A 15,928-nucleotide genomic window follows, 5' to 3' on the forward strand; every position below is an offset into this window, starting at 1 on the left:
CATGTGCAAAGAACTCAAGTTAAATGGTGCGGGCAAAGCCGCGCCCGCCCGTGTTTGTGTCGTGTTTCAGGATAACGCCATGTTGAATTTTCGCCTTCGTCCGCTTGTTTTCGCCGCACTCGTGCCCGCCGCAATCGCCTTTGCCGCGCCGGCTGCCATGGCTTCGGACAAGGGTAATCCGGAGGCGAAACGCATCGTCGCGGTGGGCGGTACGGTGACGGAAATCCTCTATGCGCTGGGTGCGCAGGACCGTATCGTGGCGCGCGACAGCACCAGCAGCTATCCGGCGGATGCGCTCTCCAAGCCTGACATCGGCTATATGCGGGCGCTGTCGTCGGAAGGCATTCTGTCGCAGAAACCGGATCTCATCCTCTCCGAAGACGGCTCCGGCCCGGCGGATGTCGTTGCTATTCTCAAGGCCAGTGCGGTGCCTTTCGTCACGGTCGATACGCCGCCAAGCGGCGATGCGATACCGAAGAAGATCGAGGATGTCGGCGCGGCCGTGGGGCTTTCCGACAAGGCGAAGGCGCTGGCGGCGGAGACAAGGGCCGGACTGGATGCGCTTGCCAAGGATGTTTCGGCGGTGCCTGAAAAGAGCAGGAAGCGTGTTCTTTTCGTGCTCTCCAGCGCCGGCGGCCGCGTCATGGCGGCGGGCAAGGATACGGAAGCCGCGGCGATCATCGAAATGGCCGGCGGTGTCAATGCCGCTCAGGAAATCAGTGGTTACAAGCCGCTGACGGATGAGGCGGTCATTGCCGCCGCACCCGATGTGGTGCTGACGATGGCGCGCGGCGACCATGCCGCCAAGGCGGCCGAGATTTTTGCGCTGCCCGCCTTCCAGTCCACGCCGGCCGCCGCTTCAAAGGCGCTGATCAGCATGGACGGGCTTTATCTCATCGGTTTTGGCCCGCGTACGCCGGCCGCCGGTCGTGAACTGGCAGCGAAGCTTTACCCGGAGGCGGTAAAGCCGTGAGCCTTGCTGCCTTGAGCTCCGCTGAGGGCAGGGTTGCCGGCGACAGATCCCGGCAGGGGGTTGTCACGCTTGCCGTGCTTGTCGGCATCCTGCTGTTTGCCTGTGGCGTGTCGCTTGTCAGTGGACCGACGGGCGTCGGCATTTCTGAACTCTTCACCTATCTTACCGGCGGCGCGGCTGAACTCGACGCCCGTGACAAAATCATCCTCGAAGCGGTGCGCCTGCCACGCACGGCGCTCGGCATGTTGATCGGCGCGGGGCTCGGTGTCTCCGGCGCGATGATGCAGGGGCTGTTCCGCAATCCGCTGGCAGATCCCGGCATTGTCGGTGTCACCTCGGGCGCAGCGCTGTTTGCGGTTGCCGCTATTTCTCTCGGGGAAGGCGCGCTTGCCACGGTTGCGGTGTTTTTCGGCCCGCATTTTCTGCCGCTGATGGCGTTTTTCGGCGGGCTCCTGAACACCTGGGTACTTTATCTGATCGCTACAAAGGATGGTGCCACCTCCACCACCACGCTCATTCTGGCCGGTATTGCGGTTGCGGCAATCAGCGGCGCACTGACCGGCCTGATGATTTTCGTCGCCGATGACCGGGCGCTGCGTGACATCACCTTCTGGTCGCTCGGCTCACTTGGTGGGGCAACCCCCGCCAAGGTGCTTGCCACCTTGCCCTTCATCATCGTCGTGCTGGCCATCATTCCCTTCGTCGCACGTGGGCTGGATGCGCTGATTCTGGGCGATGCCGCCGCCTTCCACATGGGCATTCCGGTGCAGCGGCTGAAGCGGATCGTCATCCTTGCCGTTGCCGCCGCCTGCGGGGCAAGTGTGGCGGCGGCCGGTTCCATCGGTTTCGTCGGCATCGTCGTGCCGCATCTTCTGCGTCTCGCCATCGGTCCGTCACATCGCTTCCTGCTGCCGGCCTCGGCGCTGGGCGGCGCCGCGCTTCTGCTCTTGGCGGACAGCTTCGCCCGCACGGTGGCGGCTCCGGCGGAACTGCCCATCGGTGTGGTGACCGCGCTGATCGGCGCGCCGGTCTTCCTGTTTCTGCTGCTGGGCCGCGGCGGTTTTTCCATGCGGAATGCGTCATGATCCGGGCCGAAAACATCACTCTCATCCGCTCCGGTCGTCGTCTGCTGGACGACGTCAGCGCCGATCTGAAACCGGGCAAGGTGAATGTCATCATCGGCCCGAACGGTGCGGGTAAATCCACGCTGATGAAGGTTCTGTGCGGTGAGCTGCATCCGGAACATGGTTCGGTGACCTATAACGACATCGCCCTGCCGCTGTTCAAGCCGGTCCAGCTTGCCCGCCTGCGGGCCGTGCTGCCGCAGAACACCCAGCTTGCCTTTCCTTTTACCGCACTTGAAATCGTGCGCATGGGGGCGGTGGCGCAGGGGTCACGCGCGCCGGAAGAACAGGCCCGCCGGGCGCTTGCGAAGGCGGGTTTGAGGGGCTTTGAGCAGCGCTCCTACAACATGCTTTCGGGCGGCGAGCAGCAGCGGGTGCAATTTGCCCGCGCCCTGGCGCAGGTGCCTTTTCCGGTGGAAAATGGCGAGGTGCGGGCGCTGTTTCTCGACGAGCCGACGGCAAGTCTCGATATCGGCCACCAGATCGCAGTCCTGGAAACCGCGCGCGATTTCGCGGCTGGTGGCGGTCTCGTGCTTGCCATCCTGCACGATCTCAACCTTGCGGCGGAGTTTGCCGATCAACTTATCGTCATGCATGGCGGCCGGGTGACGGCGAGCGGGCCTTCGCTGGAAACGATCAGCGACGAGACGATTGCGCGGGTCTATGGCATTGGCGGCGTGGTCGGCCGGTTGCCGGCGCGGCACATTCCTTATGTGTTGCCGCAGTCGCGGCACCGCTAGGGGAAACCCGCTCAGCTTTCCGGGCGCGTGGCGATGAACAGCGCCGAACCGAGCATGACGGCGGCAACGATGGCGGCGCGCATGAGCGGCGGGTCGCTCAGGAACCAGAAGGCGGCGTAACTCACCGTCATGGCCGACAAGGCTGCGATCTTGGCCTTGCGGGCGATTGCGCCACGTTCGCGCCAACGCCGAAGCGATGGGCCGAATCTGGGATGGCTGAGAAGCCATGCCTCGAGCTTGGGTGAAGAGCGGGAGAAGCACCAGAGCGCCAGAAGCAGAAACGGCGTGGTGGGCAAAACGGGGAGAAACGCGCCGACAATGCCGGTCGCGACCATAAGCCAGCCAAGACAGAGGTACAGAAGGCGCATGGCTATGCCGGTATCATGACTTATCTACTCATGATAGAGCGGGTGCGAGAAAACCGCGAGCCTTGTTGCCGCAGGCCCTCGCCGCACCTTAAAAGCCGGCGGTTTTTACCATCACATTTGCCGTGATCGGACTGTTACCTCCTGTCGCAGGTCGCCTTTAGGGTTGAAAGCGGGGTGCACTGTCTTTATCCCCTTGGGCCGCGATGTCCGGAGCATAACCGGACCGTTAACAGGAAGAAGAAGGAAAACACCATGGCCAAGCTGATCCACTCGATGGTCCGGGTGCTGGACGAAAAGCGTTCGGTGGAATTTTACACGCAGGCTTTTGGGCTTGAGGTTGCGGAACGCGCCGAGTTCGAGAATTTTACGCTGATCTATCTCAGCAATGCCGAGGGCGATTTCGAGCTGGAGCTGACCGTCAACCGGGGTCGCGAAGTGCCCTATGCACTGGGTGATGGCTATGGTCACCTTGCCGTCAGCGTTGCCGATGTGGATGCCGAACACCAGCGCTTCACCGAGATCGGGCTTTCGCCCGGCAAGATCATCGAAGCCGATTTTAAGGGCCAGCCTTTCGCGAAATACTTTTTCATCTGCGATCCGGATGGTTACAAGATTGAAGTGCTGCAGCGCGGCAACCGGTTCAAATAAGCACCATCATGGGAGAGACGGGCATGGCAGAGGCAGGCGTCAAACTCGAAGACAGCTGGAAACACGTTCTTTCCAGTGAATTCGCCAGCCCCTACATGCTGAAGCTGAAAGATTTCCTGCTTGCCGAAAAAACAGCCGGCAAGCGCATCTTTCCCAAGGGTGCCGAATATTTCCGGGCGCTGGATCTGACGCCGCTGGATGAGGTCAAGGTCGTCATTCTGGGACAGGACCCCTATCACGGGCTTGGCCAGGCACACGGTCTGTGTTTTTCAGTGCAGCCCGGCGTGCGCATTCCGCCGTCGCTCGTCAATATCTACAAGGAATTGCAGGCCGATCTCGGCATCCGCCCGGTTGGTCACGGTTTTCTGGAAAGCTGGGCAAAACAGGGCGTGCTTTTGCTCAACAGCGTGCTGACGGTGGAAGAATCCCGCGCCGCTTCACATCAGGGACAGGGCTGGGAGAAATTCACCGACGCTGTCATCCGCGCCGTCAATGACGAATGCGATCACGTGGTCTTCCTGCTTTGGGGGTCCTACGCCCAGAAAAAGGCGGCGTTTGTGGATCAGCGCAAGCATCTCGTGCTGCGCTCGCCGCATCCTTCGCCGCTTTCGGCCCATAACGGCTTTTTCGGCAATGGCCATTTTTCCAAGGCCAACGCTTTTCTCGCCTCCCACGGGCGCCAGCCGATCGACTGGCAATTGCCGGAAACGGTGTAAGTTATCCCTGCATATACTTCCGTCATTCCGGCCTTGAGCCGGAATCCAGCCGACGCGCGTCTGCGCGGCGAGAAGAGTCCTTTCAGCCCAAAGACTTGGGTTGGCTGGATGCCGGATCAGGTCCGGCATGCCGGGATTCAAAACCAAAATGTCTTTACAGCGCGGCGGCCTCCGGTCTAAAGAATACTAGACTACAAAGTGAAGGATTATGCCCGTGTCTCTCCTGTCTGCAGAAACCTCCGTCTCGCTGCCCGATCCGCTGTCGATCGTCGATGCTTTCGAGGATCATTTTTCCGAGCACATGGAGATGGAACGCGAAGGCCCGACGGTGCGCTTCAAGACCGAATATGGCCATGGCAGCTTCAGCGCCGAAGGTGGCCGGTTCGCCGCACGGGTGAACTGCATTTCCGAACATATACTGATGTCGGTCAAGGCCATGGTGGCCGAGCATATCGTCGAGTTTTCCGGCGAGACGGGGCTGGATTTCCGCTGGAGCGGCCATGGGGCCCATCAGCGTGAATTACCCAATCTCTTCATCGGCAGGGTTGCCCGTGCCTATAACCTCACGCCGCATATGCGCCGGCTGGTCGTCTCCGTCGAAAGCGGCATCGAAAGACTGGTCACCGGCGGCATGCATGTGCGGCTGCTGCTGGTGCCGGACCAGGCCCGTGCGCCGGTCTGGCCCTATCTGGCTCCCACCGGCGCCATCGTCTGGCCGGCCGGCGACGACCTGTTGATGCGGCGCGTTTATACCATCCGTTCCGGCGATGTCGGTCGCGGCGAAGTGGATATCGATTTCGTCATGCATGAGGGTGATGACATGCCGGGCGCGACCTTCGGCGCGACGGCAAAGCCGGGTGATGTTCTCGGCATCATCGGTCCGAGCGGCACCTGCCCGGAGGCGGAGCGTTACGTCTTTGCCGGTGACGAGACCGCGCTGCCGGTGATGCTGCGCATGGCGGCCGAAATGCCTGCTGGCAAGAAGCTCAGCGTCTACGCTGAAATTGACGACGAGGCCGAGCGGCAGGAGATCGTTTGCGCGGCCGATGTCGACTGGACATGGCTTTATCGTCGCGGCAAGCCTGCCGGCACCTCCGGCCTCATCGAAAAGGCGCTGCGCGAGCATGCCTGGAGTGCCGACCATGACGGCCTGCATGTCTTTGTTGCCTGCGAAAAATCCGAGGCACGGGTGGCGAAATCCTTCCTGACCGATGAAATCGCCTTCCCCAAGGCGTCGCTGCGCGCTGTCGGTTACTGGACCATGGGCGCTGCCGACGACCATTGAGGTCTGCGGCATGGCAGCTTTGGCTGAACAGTAGATTTTATCGTTCACCAATCGGGAACAATCCGTTCCCGTCGTCCACTCTATGCCTGACGCGCCTATTACCCCATCTTTACGCCATGAACAGAGCGGGCCCGATTGCGAGGCCCGCCAGGCGAAAAGGGGTTTATCATGCTCAACCAGATCAAGGGCCTGCACCACGTCACGTCCATGGCGGCCAGTGCGCGCCAGAACAACGGCTTTTTCACCGATACGCTCGGCCTGCGCCGGGTGAAGAAGACCGTCAATTTCGACGCACCTGACGTCTATCACCTCTATTATGGCGATAAGCTCGGCACGCCCGGCTCCGTCATGACCTATTTCCCGTTCCCGCATATCGCCCAGGGCCGTCCCGGCACCGGTGAAGTGGGCACGACGCTGTTTTCCGTTCCCGAGGGATCGCTCGGCTACTGGCAGGAGCGCCTTTCAAAGGCCGGTGTTGACGGCCTGAAGGCCGATGAGGCCTTCGGCAACAAACGCCTGCATTTTGCCGGACCTGATGGAGACGGTTTCGCGCTGGTCGAGGTCAGAGACGATGCCCGCGCACAATGGACCGGCAACGGCGTTGGCGAAGATCAGGCGATCCATGGTTTCCAGGGCGCATCCCTGCGTCTTCGCGACGAGGGCGCAACCGCCGAGCTTTTGAAGTTCATGGGATATCAGGAAGTGGATCGTCAGGACGGCGTTTTGCGTCTGGGCATGCCTGGCGGCAACGGTGCCGACGTCATCGACATCGAAACCATGCCGAATATCTCCGGCGCCCGGCTGGGCGCAGGCTCCGTGCACCACATCGCCTTTGCGGTCGAAAACCGCGAAAAGCAGCTGGAGGTACGCAAGGCGCTGATGGATACCGGTTATCAGGTGACGCCTGTCATCGACCGAGATTATTTCTGGGCGATCTATTTCCGCACTCCGGGCGGTGTGTTGTTCGAAGTGGCGACCAACGAACCCGGTTTCGACCGTGACGAGGACGCCGCTCATCTTGGCGAGGCGCTGAAGCTGCCGACCCAGCATGCGCATCTGCGCTCCGTGCTGGAAAAGCACCTGGAGCCGCTGGGTGATGAGAAGGCGGTTTAATCCGCTCTAACTTAACCCTCCATTGCGTTTGGCAGGACGTTGCCGCGTCTTTCTTCTCCCCGTTCGGGGAGAAGGTGGCCCGAAGGGTCGGATGAGGGGGAACCCCCCGCGGTTTATCTCCCGCCGCGCTCCCTCAACCCGCTACCGCGACCTTCTCCCTGGCGGGGAGGAGAAACCGGCGGCAAGCCTCTTGCTCCACATGCGATCGCGCTGCCCGGAAACTGAAAAAGCCACGGGTATCGCTGAACCTTCTCCTTCCAGAAAGGATTATCCGATGAACAAGGACACCTATTTCCACAAATCCCGCGCCGGTGCCGCCGGTGCGCCGCTTTTCCTGGTGCTGCATGGCACGGGTGGCGATGAGAACCAGTTCTTCGACTTTGGCTCCCGTCTTTTGCCGCAGGCCACCGTCCTCTCACCCGTCGGCGATGTTTCCGAACATGGCGCGGCGCGTTTCTTCCGGCGCACGGGCGAGGGCGTTTACGACATGGCCGATCTTGCCCGGGCAACCGAGAAGCTGGCGGATTTCGTCAAGGCAAACCGCGAACATTACCAGTCCGGACCAATCATCGGTCTCGGCTTTTCAAACGGCGCGAATATTCTCGCCAATGTGCTGATCGAACAGCCCGAGCTTTTCGATGCCGCAGTGCTGATGCATCCGCTGATCCCGTTCGAGCCGAAGATTTCCCCGGCAAAACCCACACGCCGGGTGTTGATCACGGCGGGAGAGCGGGATCCGATCTGCCCGGTGCCGTTGACGCAGGCGCTGGAAAAGAACCTTCAGGCGCAGGGTGGAACCGTGGAGACGGTATGGCATCCGGGCGGGCATGAAATTCGCTCCAGCGAGATCGATGCCGTGCGGGAATTTCTCTCGGTTTACGGGGAATAACGCTGTCTTCCGTCATGCCGGCCTTGAGCCGGCATCGAGCCACGGCGCGTCTGCGCCGTGGGAAGAGTCTTTCGTGATCAAGGACTTGATCGCACTGGATCCCGGATTTAGTTCGGGGTGACGGGTGCGGATGAGGTGCATTCGCCCAAACTCAACGTCACCTTCGGGTCAAGCCCGAGGATGACGGAGGAGGGATTTACTGTTCCGTCAAGTAGTCCTCTAGACCAGCCTCTTCCCACCCGCCTCAGCGATATCCGCATTGCTGCAGCTGCGCCTCATAACGCAGCGCCATGTTGGCGGAGCGGCGCGCGGCCTTCTGGACGGCGGAATTGTTGCGCCAGCTGCCCTTGGCATAACCGGCATGGCCGGAATAATAGGCGAGATAGAGATTATAGGGGTCGTTCAGCGAAATGCCGTTTTCGCGGCGGCTCTTGGCGTGATACCAGCCGACGAAGTGGATGGCATCGGTGAAATCGGTGCGGCTGGCGCCCCGGCGGCCGGTTTCGCGCTGGTAGACACTCCATGTGCCATCCAGTGCCTGGGCATAACCATAAGCGCTGGACTGGCGCGTCCAGGGAATGAAGCCCAGGAGCTTGGTGCGCGGTGGGCGTGCATAGGGACGGAAGGCGGATTCGGTATAGATCGTCGCCATCATCACAGGCACGGGCACGCCGAACTCCCGTTCGGCCGCTTTCGCATCACGTCGCCAGTTATTGAAGATGCCGTTCCGCTGTTCGAAAATCGCACAGGCATTGGTGACCTGCGACGGTGCGGTGGCACAGCCGGCCAGAACGAGCATCAGAAAAACTACGGCAAATACGCCACGCATAACGGAACCCTTTCGTTCCGCTATTCTTAAATTGCTAACCATTAACGTCGGGTTTTAAGACAAGGTTAATTCAAATGCTGCCGATCAGGGACCTGTTAACCCGCTGAAAATTCCTGTGTCCCGGATGGGGCGAAACGTGCGTTGCGCTTCTGCCGCGCGCCTTTTTTGGGATGCATTTATCCCCGCGCGTCCCCGTCTCGGCCGATCAGGCTATAATCGCCTCATCCCGATCATCGAGCGTGCGCGCGGCGCAAGATGGGCGGGGCAGGCGGCCAAAACCGGGGAGTTTCCCGATGTCACGGTTAAGGCGGCCGGCATATGTTCGTCCTCCAAACAGGAACCGGTTTGGCGGGCGGGTCATATGGTGAAACCGGGCCGCATCGCCTGCAAAGCCTTCCATACCATCTATATCCCCGCAGCGATGCGGCCCATTTATCGCCCCTCAACGCTGCTTCCGAATTCGGGGCGGTGATATCGGCGCATGTTTGAATAAAAAGCGGTCGCTGTACAAAAATGAAAACCGATAAAATTGTAGCAATCGGCTTAAAGCGGTCGAAAACAGTCGTGTGCCATTGTGGGATCACAGACGGAGAGCGCCTTTGAAAAGAGACGTTCCCACAAGACAGAAATCGAGACCGGCACAAGCCGGCGGATCGCCAAACGGGGTATGAAATGTTGAAGAAGATTATTGCTGCTGCCATCTGCGGAATTGTCGTTGCTTCCATGTCCACCCACGCCGATGCGGCGGGTGCTGCCGGGTTTGCCCGTGGTTTTGCCGCTGTCGAAAAGAGCGCAGTGACCGAGATCGGTATCTCGGCGCCGGGCGGTTTTGATGGCTGTGTTCTTTCCGCCGGCCAATGTGTTTCGACGATTGCCGCGCCGCTCAACGGCGAGCGTCGTGAGGAACTGTTGCGCATCAACCGTGATGTGAACGCCACCATGGGCGCGCTCGATGATTATTTTTCCGGCTTCGCAACCGATGTCCCGGCGACCCCTTCGTTAAGCCTTGACGATTGCGGTGATTGCGCCGCCATCAAGCGCACGGCGCTGGCCGGTGCCGGCTGGTCTTCGAGCGCCCTGCGCCTTGCCTTTTCGCTGAACAATGATGGATCGCTCGAAAAAGTGCTGATCGTCACCACCGACAAGGGCGATATCGTCCTCGGCAATGCCGTCTTTTCTCCGGCCGAGCGCGAAACCGCGCTTTAAGCCCATCTTTCATGCCTGCCAGACTGCGCCGGTTTTCCTGACCCCATTGGTTCAGGAAGCCGGCGATTTTTTTCGTTCGGCCACGGCAATGCCGGCCAGCGCCATGACGAGTGCCATGATCTGGTAGGTGTGCAGGGTTTCGCTGAGGACGACAACGGACAGCAAGGTGCCGAAGACCGGCACGAGGTTGATGAAGAGGCCGGCGCGGTTGGCGCCGATCTGCTCCACGCCCTTGATGTACAGGATCTGCGCGATGAGCGACGCAAAGATGGCGGCATAGACCACCAGAACCCAGCCCTTTTGATCCGGCCAGATGACGCTGTCGCGCGACATTTCCCAGAAGACCAGCGGCACCGAGGTGATGAGGGCGAAGAAGGCGGGGATGGCCATCAGCGTGCGCCAGTCGACGGCCGGTTTCCAGCGCAGGATGACGGTGTAGATGGCATAGACCAGCACGGCGAGCAGCATGACGGCGTCGCCGACATTCATTTCCAGCTGCAGCAGCGAGACCGGGTCGCCGTGCGAGGCGAGCAGCGCCACCCCTGATATGGTAAGACAGAAGCCGACGATCTGGCCGAACAGCACGCGGGTGCGGAACAGGATGAAGTTCAGGACGAAGATGACCATGGGAATGCCGGCCTGGATGACGGCGGCATTGATGGCAGAGGTGTGCTGCAGGGCCGTGTAGAGAAACACGTTGAAGGCGGTATAACCGACGCTGCCGAGCACGAAGAAATAGGGCAGGCGCTTTTTCACCACCGGCCAGTCCTTGATCAGCTGCGGCACGGAAATGGCAAAGATGATGGCGACGGCGAAGACCCAGCGCAGGGAGGTGAAGGCCATGGGGCTGATGTGGCCGACGGCCAGCTTGCCGGCAACGGTGTTGCCGCCCCAGCAGAGCGTGGCGATGATGAGGGCGATATAGGCTTTGGAGGGCACGCTGATGTTTCGCTTCTTCACGGGGCGGGAAAACGGCAAAGGGGTGAATGGCGGTCTTGCGCCCGCGCCTGGCCCCCACGGGGCGAGATAATGCGGGAAATCCACGCCTTGTCACGGAAAAAGCAAAATTCTCCATAAGAAACAGGGTCGCTTTCCGTAAAACAACACAGTATACATTCGCGGGTTTGGGTTTCCCATCGGGTTATCGGGCGCGCAAGCGCCATGAGCAGGAAAGCAAGAAATGACGAATGTTGTGGTGGTCGGCTCGCAATGGGGCGACGAAGGCAAAGGCAAGATTGTCGACTGGCTGTCCGAGCGGGCAGATGTCGTCGTGCGGTATCAGGGCGGCCATAATGCCGGCCATACGCTTGTCATCGATGGCATCAGCTACAAGCTTTCGCTTCTGCCGTCCGGCGTCGTGCGTCCCGGCAAGCTTGCGGTCATCGGCAATGGCGTCGTGGTCGACCCGCATGCGCTGATCGCCGAAATCGGCCGTCTGGAAGCGCAGGGCGTCAAGGTTACGCCGGAAAACCTGCGTATCGCCGACAATGCCACGCTTATTCTTTCGCTGCACCGCGAGCTGGACGGCATGCGCGAAGACGCCGCCTCCAACAGCGGCACCAAGATCGGCACCACCCGTCGCGGCATCGGCCCGGCTTACGAAGACAAGGTTGGCCGCCGCGCCATCCGCGTCATGGATCTGGCCGACATGGAGGCGCTTTCCGCCAAGGTTGACCGTATCCTCACGCATCATAATGCCCTTCGCCGTGGTTTCGGCGCGGCCGAAGTCTCGCATGAGACGATCATGGAAGAGCTGGGCTCGATTGCCGAGCGCATCCTGCCGTTCAGCGAAACCGTCTGGCTGCTGCTTGACAAGAAGCGCCGTGCCGGTGCGCGCATCCTGTTTGAAGGCGCTCAGGGCTCGCTGCTCGATATCGACCACGGCACCTACCCTTACGTGACCTCTTCCAACACGGTTGCCGGCCAGGCCGCCGCCGGTTCTGGCATGGGTCCGGGTTCGCTGGGTTACATTCTCGGCATCACCAAGGCTTACACCACCCGCGTTGGCGAAGGTCCGTTCCCGACCGAGCTGAATGACGAGATCGGCCAGTTCCTGGGCGAAAAGGGTCATGAATTCGGCACCGTCACCGGCCGCAAGCGCCGCTGCGGCTGGTTTGACGCCGCACTGGTGCGCCAGTCGGTCGCCACCAACGGTATTACCGGCATCGCACTCACCAAGCTTGACGTGCTTGATGGTCTCGACGAGCTGAAAATCTGCGTCGGCTACAAGCTTGACGGGCAGGAAATCGACCATCTTCCGGCCAGCCAGGGCGCGCAGGCGCGCGTCGAGCCGATCTACATCACGCTGGAAGGCTGGAAGGAATCTACCGTCGGTGCCCGAAAATGGGCGGATTTGCCTGCTCAGGCAATCAAATATGTCCGTCAGGTCGAGGAATTGATCGGGGCGCCTGTCGCACTTCTGTCGACAAGTCCGGAGCGTGACGACACCATACTTGTGACTGATCCGTTTGAGGATTAATGTCCTCGGCGATCTAGATTCATAAACCATATCGGGCCGGTACGTCGCCGGTCACGACGAGAAAGTGCTTATGGCGGATTTTGTAGCAGTCATTCGCAAGGCCGTGGATGGCTTGGCGAACAATACTCCCGAAAACCGGGCGAAGGTTTACGACAAGGCGCGCAGTGCGGTTGTGCGCCAGCTCGAGAATATGAAGCCACGTCCGCCGGAAGAATTGTTGCGCCGGCAGATCGCCAAGCTGGACGCCGCCATTGCCGAGGTGGACAGTGAATATGCGGAGGCGCTTCCGGCGCTGGAGGAGGATGACGCATTCTCTTCCACCGCCGAAGAGGCCGCAGCACCTTACCATCAGCACGATATCGACGAGGATCGCGCGGCCCATGCCGCCGAGCCTGTCGAGGCGGAAGAACCCGCCTCGACCGAAGTAGTACAGCCTGAGCCGGCTTATGAAGAACCCGCCGTCGAGGAAGAGCCGCGCCACGAGACGCCGGTTTCCGCCGCCGCCGAGCAGGATGAGCAGGTTTATGAGGAACAGCGCGAAGAAGAGCGCGAGCCGGAAGAGCTCTATGAAGCGCCCGCTCCGGTAACGCCCGCCGTTGCCGATGAAACGCACGGAACCTATTTCACCCGTGCGGAGGAAGAGCCGGCCTATCGCTCGGCTGACGAGCACGACCGTGAATTCGAGACCGCGCCGCGTGAAGAAGACACGTCCGTTCCCGCCCATTGGGCAAAGCCTGTAGATGAGGACGACTGGCGCAAGCTTGAAGAAGCGCAGGCCGACGATGTGCGCCCCGCTGATGACTATGCCGACGTGCGTGCCGAGACGGACGAGCGCCCGCTGGTCGCTGGTTATGCCGCGCAGCACTATCAGGACCCGGCGGTGAATTTCGAGGCGGAAAAGCGCGATGCGGATGACCGCTTCGGCCATGCGGCGGTGGATCACGACCCGGTTTTCGGCCGGCAGGATGAATTTTCCGAACCGCGCCCGACGGACGATGCGACCCCGAAAAAGTCTGCGGTTGTTGAAGATTTCTCGTCCTACTTCCAGGACACCGAGATTGCCATTCCGGCCAAGGACGCGCCGGCTCTGCCGCGCGCCGACAATGATCCCTTCGGTGATCAGACACCGGCCAAGGACAACAAGGAACGCACCCCCTGGGACGATCTGGACGAGCTGATCGGTTACGACGGCGCGTCGTCTTCCAGCCGGGCAACTGCAGACGATACGCCCGCCGTGGGCGCAGGTGCCGCGACGCCCGCTTACATGGTCAAGAAGAAGCCGCGCCGCAACTATGCGTCGCTGGTGCTTGCCCTTGTTGGTGCCGGGCTTCTGGCAGGTGGCGGTTATGCGCTGTGGATGAACCGCGATGCCCTGAACGACATGGTCGGCGGGCTGGTGCAATCGGCACAGAATGGTGGCCAGACCCAGACGCCTCCGGCGACTACTCCGACAGGTGAGGCGCAGACATCGACGCCGCCTGCAACCCAGCAGCCGCCCGCCGCCGGGCAGCAGCCGGCAAACCACCAGACGCCGACGCATGGCGATGATGGTTCCGTGACCGGCACGAAGTTCACCCAGCGGCTTCTGGCTGACGGGACCGAACGTGACGAGGGACCGGCGCCGGGCGCGAACGGCCAGCCGGTTACGGCAGAAGGCCAGTCGGTTTACGAACAGAACGTCGCGCCGCCGCCTGCGGGTGAGGCTCCGGCCAACACTGCCGGCGCGCCTGCGGGAACCCCCGCTGGCACGCCGCCGGCACAGCAGCCTGCTGCTGCCGCCACCGGCGATCGCATGTTCCTTTACGAGGAAGTGTTGGGCCAGACGGTTCCGACAGCCATTCAGGGCAGCGTTTCCTGGTCGCTGCAGCAGGAAAATGATGCGGAAGGCAAGCCGTCTCCGACCGTTCAGGGCCAGATTACGGTTCCCGGCCGTGGCTTGAGTGCGCTTATTACCTTCAAGCGCAACACCGATCCGTCGCTGCCGGCCAGCCACCTGATCGAGATCGTCTTCTCGGTTTCGCCAGGCTTTGAAGGCGGGGCGATTGACAGCGTCCAGCGTATCGCGATGAAGAGCACCGAGCAGGATCGCGGCAATGCCCTGATCGCGGTTCCGGCCAAGATCACCGACGATTTCCACATGATCGCGCTCAACGACTTCCCGGATGCGATGAAGACCAATCTGGAGCTGCTGAAAAGCCGCAACTGGATCGATATTCCAGTCTCCTATCGCAACGGTCGCCGCGCGCTGCTGACCCTGCAAAAGGGCAATGACGGCATCGCCGCCTTTGACAAGGCGCTCAGCGAATGGGCGGCGGCGGCACCTGCGGCCGGCGGTCAGTGATGATCCGGGGGGCTTGCCGAGAGCTGGCCCCCTCATCGCCTCGCTCGCGCTCCGGCACTTCTCCCCGACGGGGAGAAGAAACTGCCGCGCCCGATTGCGCCCTTCAGACATAATCCCTGAGATTTGATACGGAGTGAGATGCTGCCGCAAATTCTTCTCCCCGTCGGGGAGAAGTGCCGGAGCGCGAGCGAGGCGATGAGGGGGCAACGCCCACCGGTTCTCCGCAACCATGCGTCTGGCAAACAAAAAGCCCGCAGATCTTGCAATTTGCGGGCTTCATATTGATTAGCGTTTCAAGGACCGTTTACGCATCCACCACGCGCAATGCGCGCGCGGCTTCCAGCGCTTCCTTCTGCACCGCTTCCTGCACCTTCTCGAAAGCGCGCACCTCGATCTGGCGGACGCGTTCGCGGCTGATGTCGAACTCGGAGGAGAGTTCCTCCAGCGTTACCGGGTCTTCGGCAAGCCGGCGGGCCTCGAAGATGCGGCGCTCACGATCGTTCAGCACGCCCATGGCCTTGGCCAGCATGCGGCGGCGGGTTTCCAGTTCGTCCTGCTCGATCAGCACGGCTTCCTGGCTTTCATGGTCATCCACCAGCCAGTCCTGCCATTGGCCGGACTCGCCTTCGGAGGCCTTGATCGGCGCATTCAGCGATGCGTCGCCATGCAGGCGGCGGTTCATCGAGATGACTTCTTCTTCCGACACCTGCAGCTTGGTGGCGATTTCCTTAACGTGTTCCGGCTTCAGATCGCCATCGTCAATCGCCTGAATACGGCCCTTCAGCCGGCGCAGGTTAAAGAACAGGCGCTTCTGGTTGGCGGTCGTGCCCATCTTCACCAGCGACCACGAACGCAGGATATATTCCTGGATCGAGGCCTTGATCCACCACATGGCATAGGTGGCCAGACGGAAACCGCGTTCCGGATCGAATTTCTTCACCGCCTGCATCAGGCCGACATTGCCTTCGGACACGACTTCGCCGATCGGCAGGCCGTAACCGCGATAACCCATTGCAATCTTGGCAACGAGACGCAGATGGCTGGTGACGAGCTTATGGGCGGCGTCGCGGTCGCCATGCTCGGCATAACGCTTGCCAAGCATGTACTCTTCCTGCGGCTCCAGCATCGGAAATTTACGGATGTCGTCGAGATATCTATTGAGACCGGCTTCACCGGCCGTAATCGTAGGCAAACTATTGCGGGCCATAAAGCACCCC

The 15,928-nt window shown here is 61.2% G+C and carries 15 protein-coding genes; 11 read left to right on the top strand and 4 right to left on the bottom strand.

The features are described 5' to 3' along the window. Positions 1-79 precede the first annotated feature (79 nt). Genes M0412_RS00630 through M0412_RS00640 form a run of 3 tightly spaced genes read left to right on the top strand, consistent with a single transcriptional unit; the run spans position 80 to position 2,837 of the window. Positions 80-973, top strand: coding sequence for a hemin ABC transporter substrate-binding protein (locus M0412_RS00630; protein WP_269703469.1), 894 nt, complete (start codon positions 80-82; stop codon positions 971-973). After that, positions 970-2,058, top strand: coding sequence for an iron ABC transporter permease (locus M0412_RS00635; RefSeq protein ID WP_142840552.1), 1,089 nt, complete (start codon positions 970-972; stop codon positions 2,056-2,058). Before M0412_RS00630 ends, M0412_RS00635 begins: the two co-directional genes overlap by 4 nt. Then, the gene (locus tag M0412_RS00640; protein ID WP_269703471.1) at positions 2,055-2,837 is read left to right on the top strand and encodes a heme ABC transporter ATP-binding protein; all 783 of its coding nucleotides are present in this window, start codon (positions 2,055-2,057) and stop codon (positions 2,835-2,837) included. The genes M0412_RS00635 and M0412_RS00640 overlap by 4 nt, the downstream gene beginning before the upstream one ends. Before the next feature lie 11 nt (positions 2,838-2,848). Here the strand turns inward: M0412_RS00640 and M0412_RS00645 are convergent, their stop codons facing one another. After that, on the bottom strand, positions 2,849-3,205 hold the full coding sequence (locus M0412_RS00645) for a YbaN family protein (protein WP_142840550.1): 357 nt from the start codon (positions 3,203-3,205) through the stop codon (positions 2,849-2,851). A gap of 252 nt (positions 3,206-3,457) precedes the next feature. Between M0412_RS00645 and M0412_RS00650 the strand changes: the two genes are divergently transcribed. The 5 genes from M0412_RS00650 (at position 3,458) to M0412_RS00670 (ending at position 7,856) form a co-directional block, all read left to right on the top strand. Beyond that, positions 3,458-3,853: a VOC family protein gene (locus M0412_RS00650; RefSeq protein WP_142840549.1), complete on the top strand. Its 396-nt coding sequence runs from the start codon at positions 3,458-3,460 to the stop codon at positions 3,851-3,853. 23 nt (positions 3,854-3,876) lie between these two features. Then, positions 3,877-4,569, top strand: coding sequence for a uracil-DNA glycosylase (gene ung, locus M0412_RS00655; protein ID WP_142840548.1), 693 nt, complete (start codon positions 3,877-3,879; stop codon positions 4,567-4,569). Between the two features lie 208 nt (positions 4,570-4,777). After that, positions 4,778-5,854, top strand: coding sequence for a siderophore-interacting protein (locus M0412_RS00660; RefSeq protein WP_269703474.1), 1,077 nt, complete (start codon positions 4,778-4,780; stop codon positions 5,852-5,854). A gap of 168 nt (positions 5,855-6,022) precedes the next feature. Beyond that, positions 6,023-6,967: a VOC family protein gene (locus tag M0412_RS00665; RefSeq protein WP_269703475.1), complete on the top strand. Its 945-nt coding sequence runs from the start codon at positions 6,023-6,025 to the stop codon at positions 6,965-6,967. 274 nt (positions 6,968-7,241) lie between these two features. Next, positions 7,242-7,856: an alpha/beta hydrolase gene (locus M0412_RS00670; protein WP_269703477.1), complete on the top strand. Its 615-nt coding sequence runs from the start codon at positions 7,242-7,244 to the stop codon at positions 7,854-7,856. A 244-nt stretch (positions 7,857-8,100) separates the two neighbouring features. On the opposite strand, the gene M0412_RS00675 is transcribed toward M0412_RS00670, so the two are convergent. Then, complete coding sequence (locus M0412_RS00675; protein ID WP_046801507.1) at positions 8,101-8,685, bottom strand: membrane protein; 585 nt, start codon at positions 8,683-8,685, stop codon at positions 8,101-8,103. A gap of 672 nt (positions 8,686-9,357) precedes the next feature. Here M0412_RS00675 and M0412_RS00680 point away from each other — a divergent pair. Further along, on the top strand, positions 9,358-9,891 hold the full coding sequence (locus M0412_RS00680; protein ID WP_269703479.1) for a transglutaminase-like cysteine peptidase: 534 nt from the start codon (positions 9,358-9,360) through the stop codon (positions 9,889-9,891). Positions 9,892-9,942: 51 nt separating this feature from the next. Here the strand turns inward: M0412_RS00680 and M0412_RS00685 are convergent, their stop codons facing one another. Continuing rightward, on the bottom strand, positions 9,943-10,830 hold the full coding sequence (locus M0412_RS00685; protein ID WP_193559510.1) for a DMT family transporter: 888 nt from the start codon (positions 10,828-10,830) through the stop codon (positions 9,943-9,945). A gap of 241 nt (positions 10,831-11,071) precedes the next feature. On the opposite strand from M0412_RS00685, the gene M0412_RS00690 reads away from it, so the two are divergent. Next, positions 11,072-12,370 (top strand): adenylosuccinate synthase, encoded by a 1,299-nt coding sequence (locus tag M0412_RS00690; protein WP_065114076.1) that lies wholly within the window; start codon positions 11,072-11,074, stop codon positions 12,368-12,370. Positions 12,371-12,440: 70 nt separating this feature from the next. After that, entirely contained in the window at positions 12,441-14,711 is a 2,271-nt protein-coding gene (locus tag M0412_RS00695) for a hypothetical protein (RefSeq protein ID WP_269703484.1), read from the top strand. A 304-nt stretch (positions 14,712-15,015) separates the two neighbouring features. On the opposite strand, the gene rpoH is transcribed toward M0412_RS00695, so the two are convergent. Next, positions 15,016-15,918, bottom strand: coding sequence for an RNA polymerase sigma factor RpoH (gene rpoH, locus M0412_RS00700; protein WP_142840541.1), 903 nt, complete (start codon positions 15,916-15,918; stop codon positions 15,016-15,018). Between the last annotated feature and the right edge of the window lie 10 nt (positions 15,919-15,928).

It is taken from the genome of Agrobacterium sp. O3.4 (genome assembly GCF_041414895.1).
In the GTDB taxonomy this organism is placed as follows: domain Bacteria; phylum Pseudomonadota; class Alphaproteobacteria; order Rhizobiales; family Rhizobiaceae; genus Agrobacterium; species Agrobacterium cucumeris.

What these genes read in the sequence shown, in the direction of transcription:
- M0412_RS00630 (WP_269703469.1), top strand. Translation starts at nt 80, where the DNA reads ATGTTGAATTTTCGCCTTCGTCCGCTTGTTTTCGCCGCACTCGTGCCC.
- M0412_RS00640 (WP_269703471.1), top strand. Translation starts at nt 2,055, where the DNA reads ATGATCCGGGCCGAAAACATCACTCTCATCCGCTCCGGTCGTCGTCTG.
- M0412_RS00645 (WP_142840550.1), bottom strand. Translation starts at nt 3,205, where the DNA reads ATGCGCCTTCTGTACCTCTGTCTTGGCTGGCTTATGGTCGCGACCGGC.
- M0412_RS00650 (WP_142840549.1), top strand. Translation starts at nt 3,458, where the DNA reads ATGGCCAAGCTGATCCACTCGATGGTCCGGGTGCTGGACGAAAAGCGT.
- ung (WP_142840548.1), top strand. Translation starts at nt 3,877, where the DNA reads ATGGCAGAGGCAGGCGTCAAACTCGAAGACAGCTGGAAACACGTTCTT.
- M0412_RS00660 (WP_269703474.1), top strand. Translation starts at nt 4,778, where the DNA reads ATGCCCGTGTCTCTCCTGTCTGCAGAAACCTCCGTCTCGCTGCCCGAT.
- M0412_RS00665 (WP_269703475.1), top strand. Translation starts at nt 6,023, where the DNA reads ATGCTCAACCAGATCAAGGGCCTGCACCACGTCACGTCCATGGCGGCC.
- M0412_RS00670 (WP_269703477.1), top strand. Translation starts at nt 7,242, where the DNA reads ATGAACAAGGACACCTATTTCCACAAATCCCGCGCCGGTGCCGCCGGT.
- M0412_RS00675 (WP_046801507.1), bottom strand. Translation starts at nt 8,685, where the DNA reads ATGCGTGGCGTATTTGCCGTAGTTTTTCTGATGCTCGTTCTGGCCGGC.
- M0412_RS00680 (WP_269703479.1), top strand. Translation starts at nt 9,358, where the DNA reads ATGTTGAAGAAGATTATTGCTGCTGCCATCTGCGGAATTGTCGTTGCT.
- M0412_RS00690 (WP_065114076.1), top strand. Translation starts at nt 11,072, where the DNA reads ATGACGAATGTTGTGGTGGTCGGCTCGCAATGGGGCGACGAAGGCAAA.
- M0412_RS00695 (WP_269703484.1), top strand. Translation starts at nt 12,441, where the DNA reads ATGGCGGATTTTGTAGCAGTCATTCGCAAGGCCGTGGATGGCTTGGCG.
- rpoH (WP_142840541.1), bottom strand. Translation starts at nt 15,918, where the DNA reads ATGGCCCGCAATAGTTTGCCTACGATTACGGCCGGTGAAGCCGGTCTC.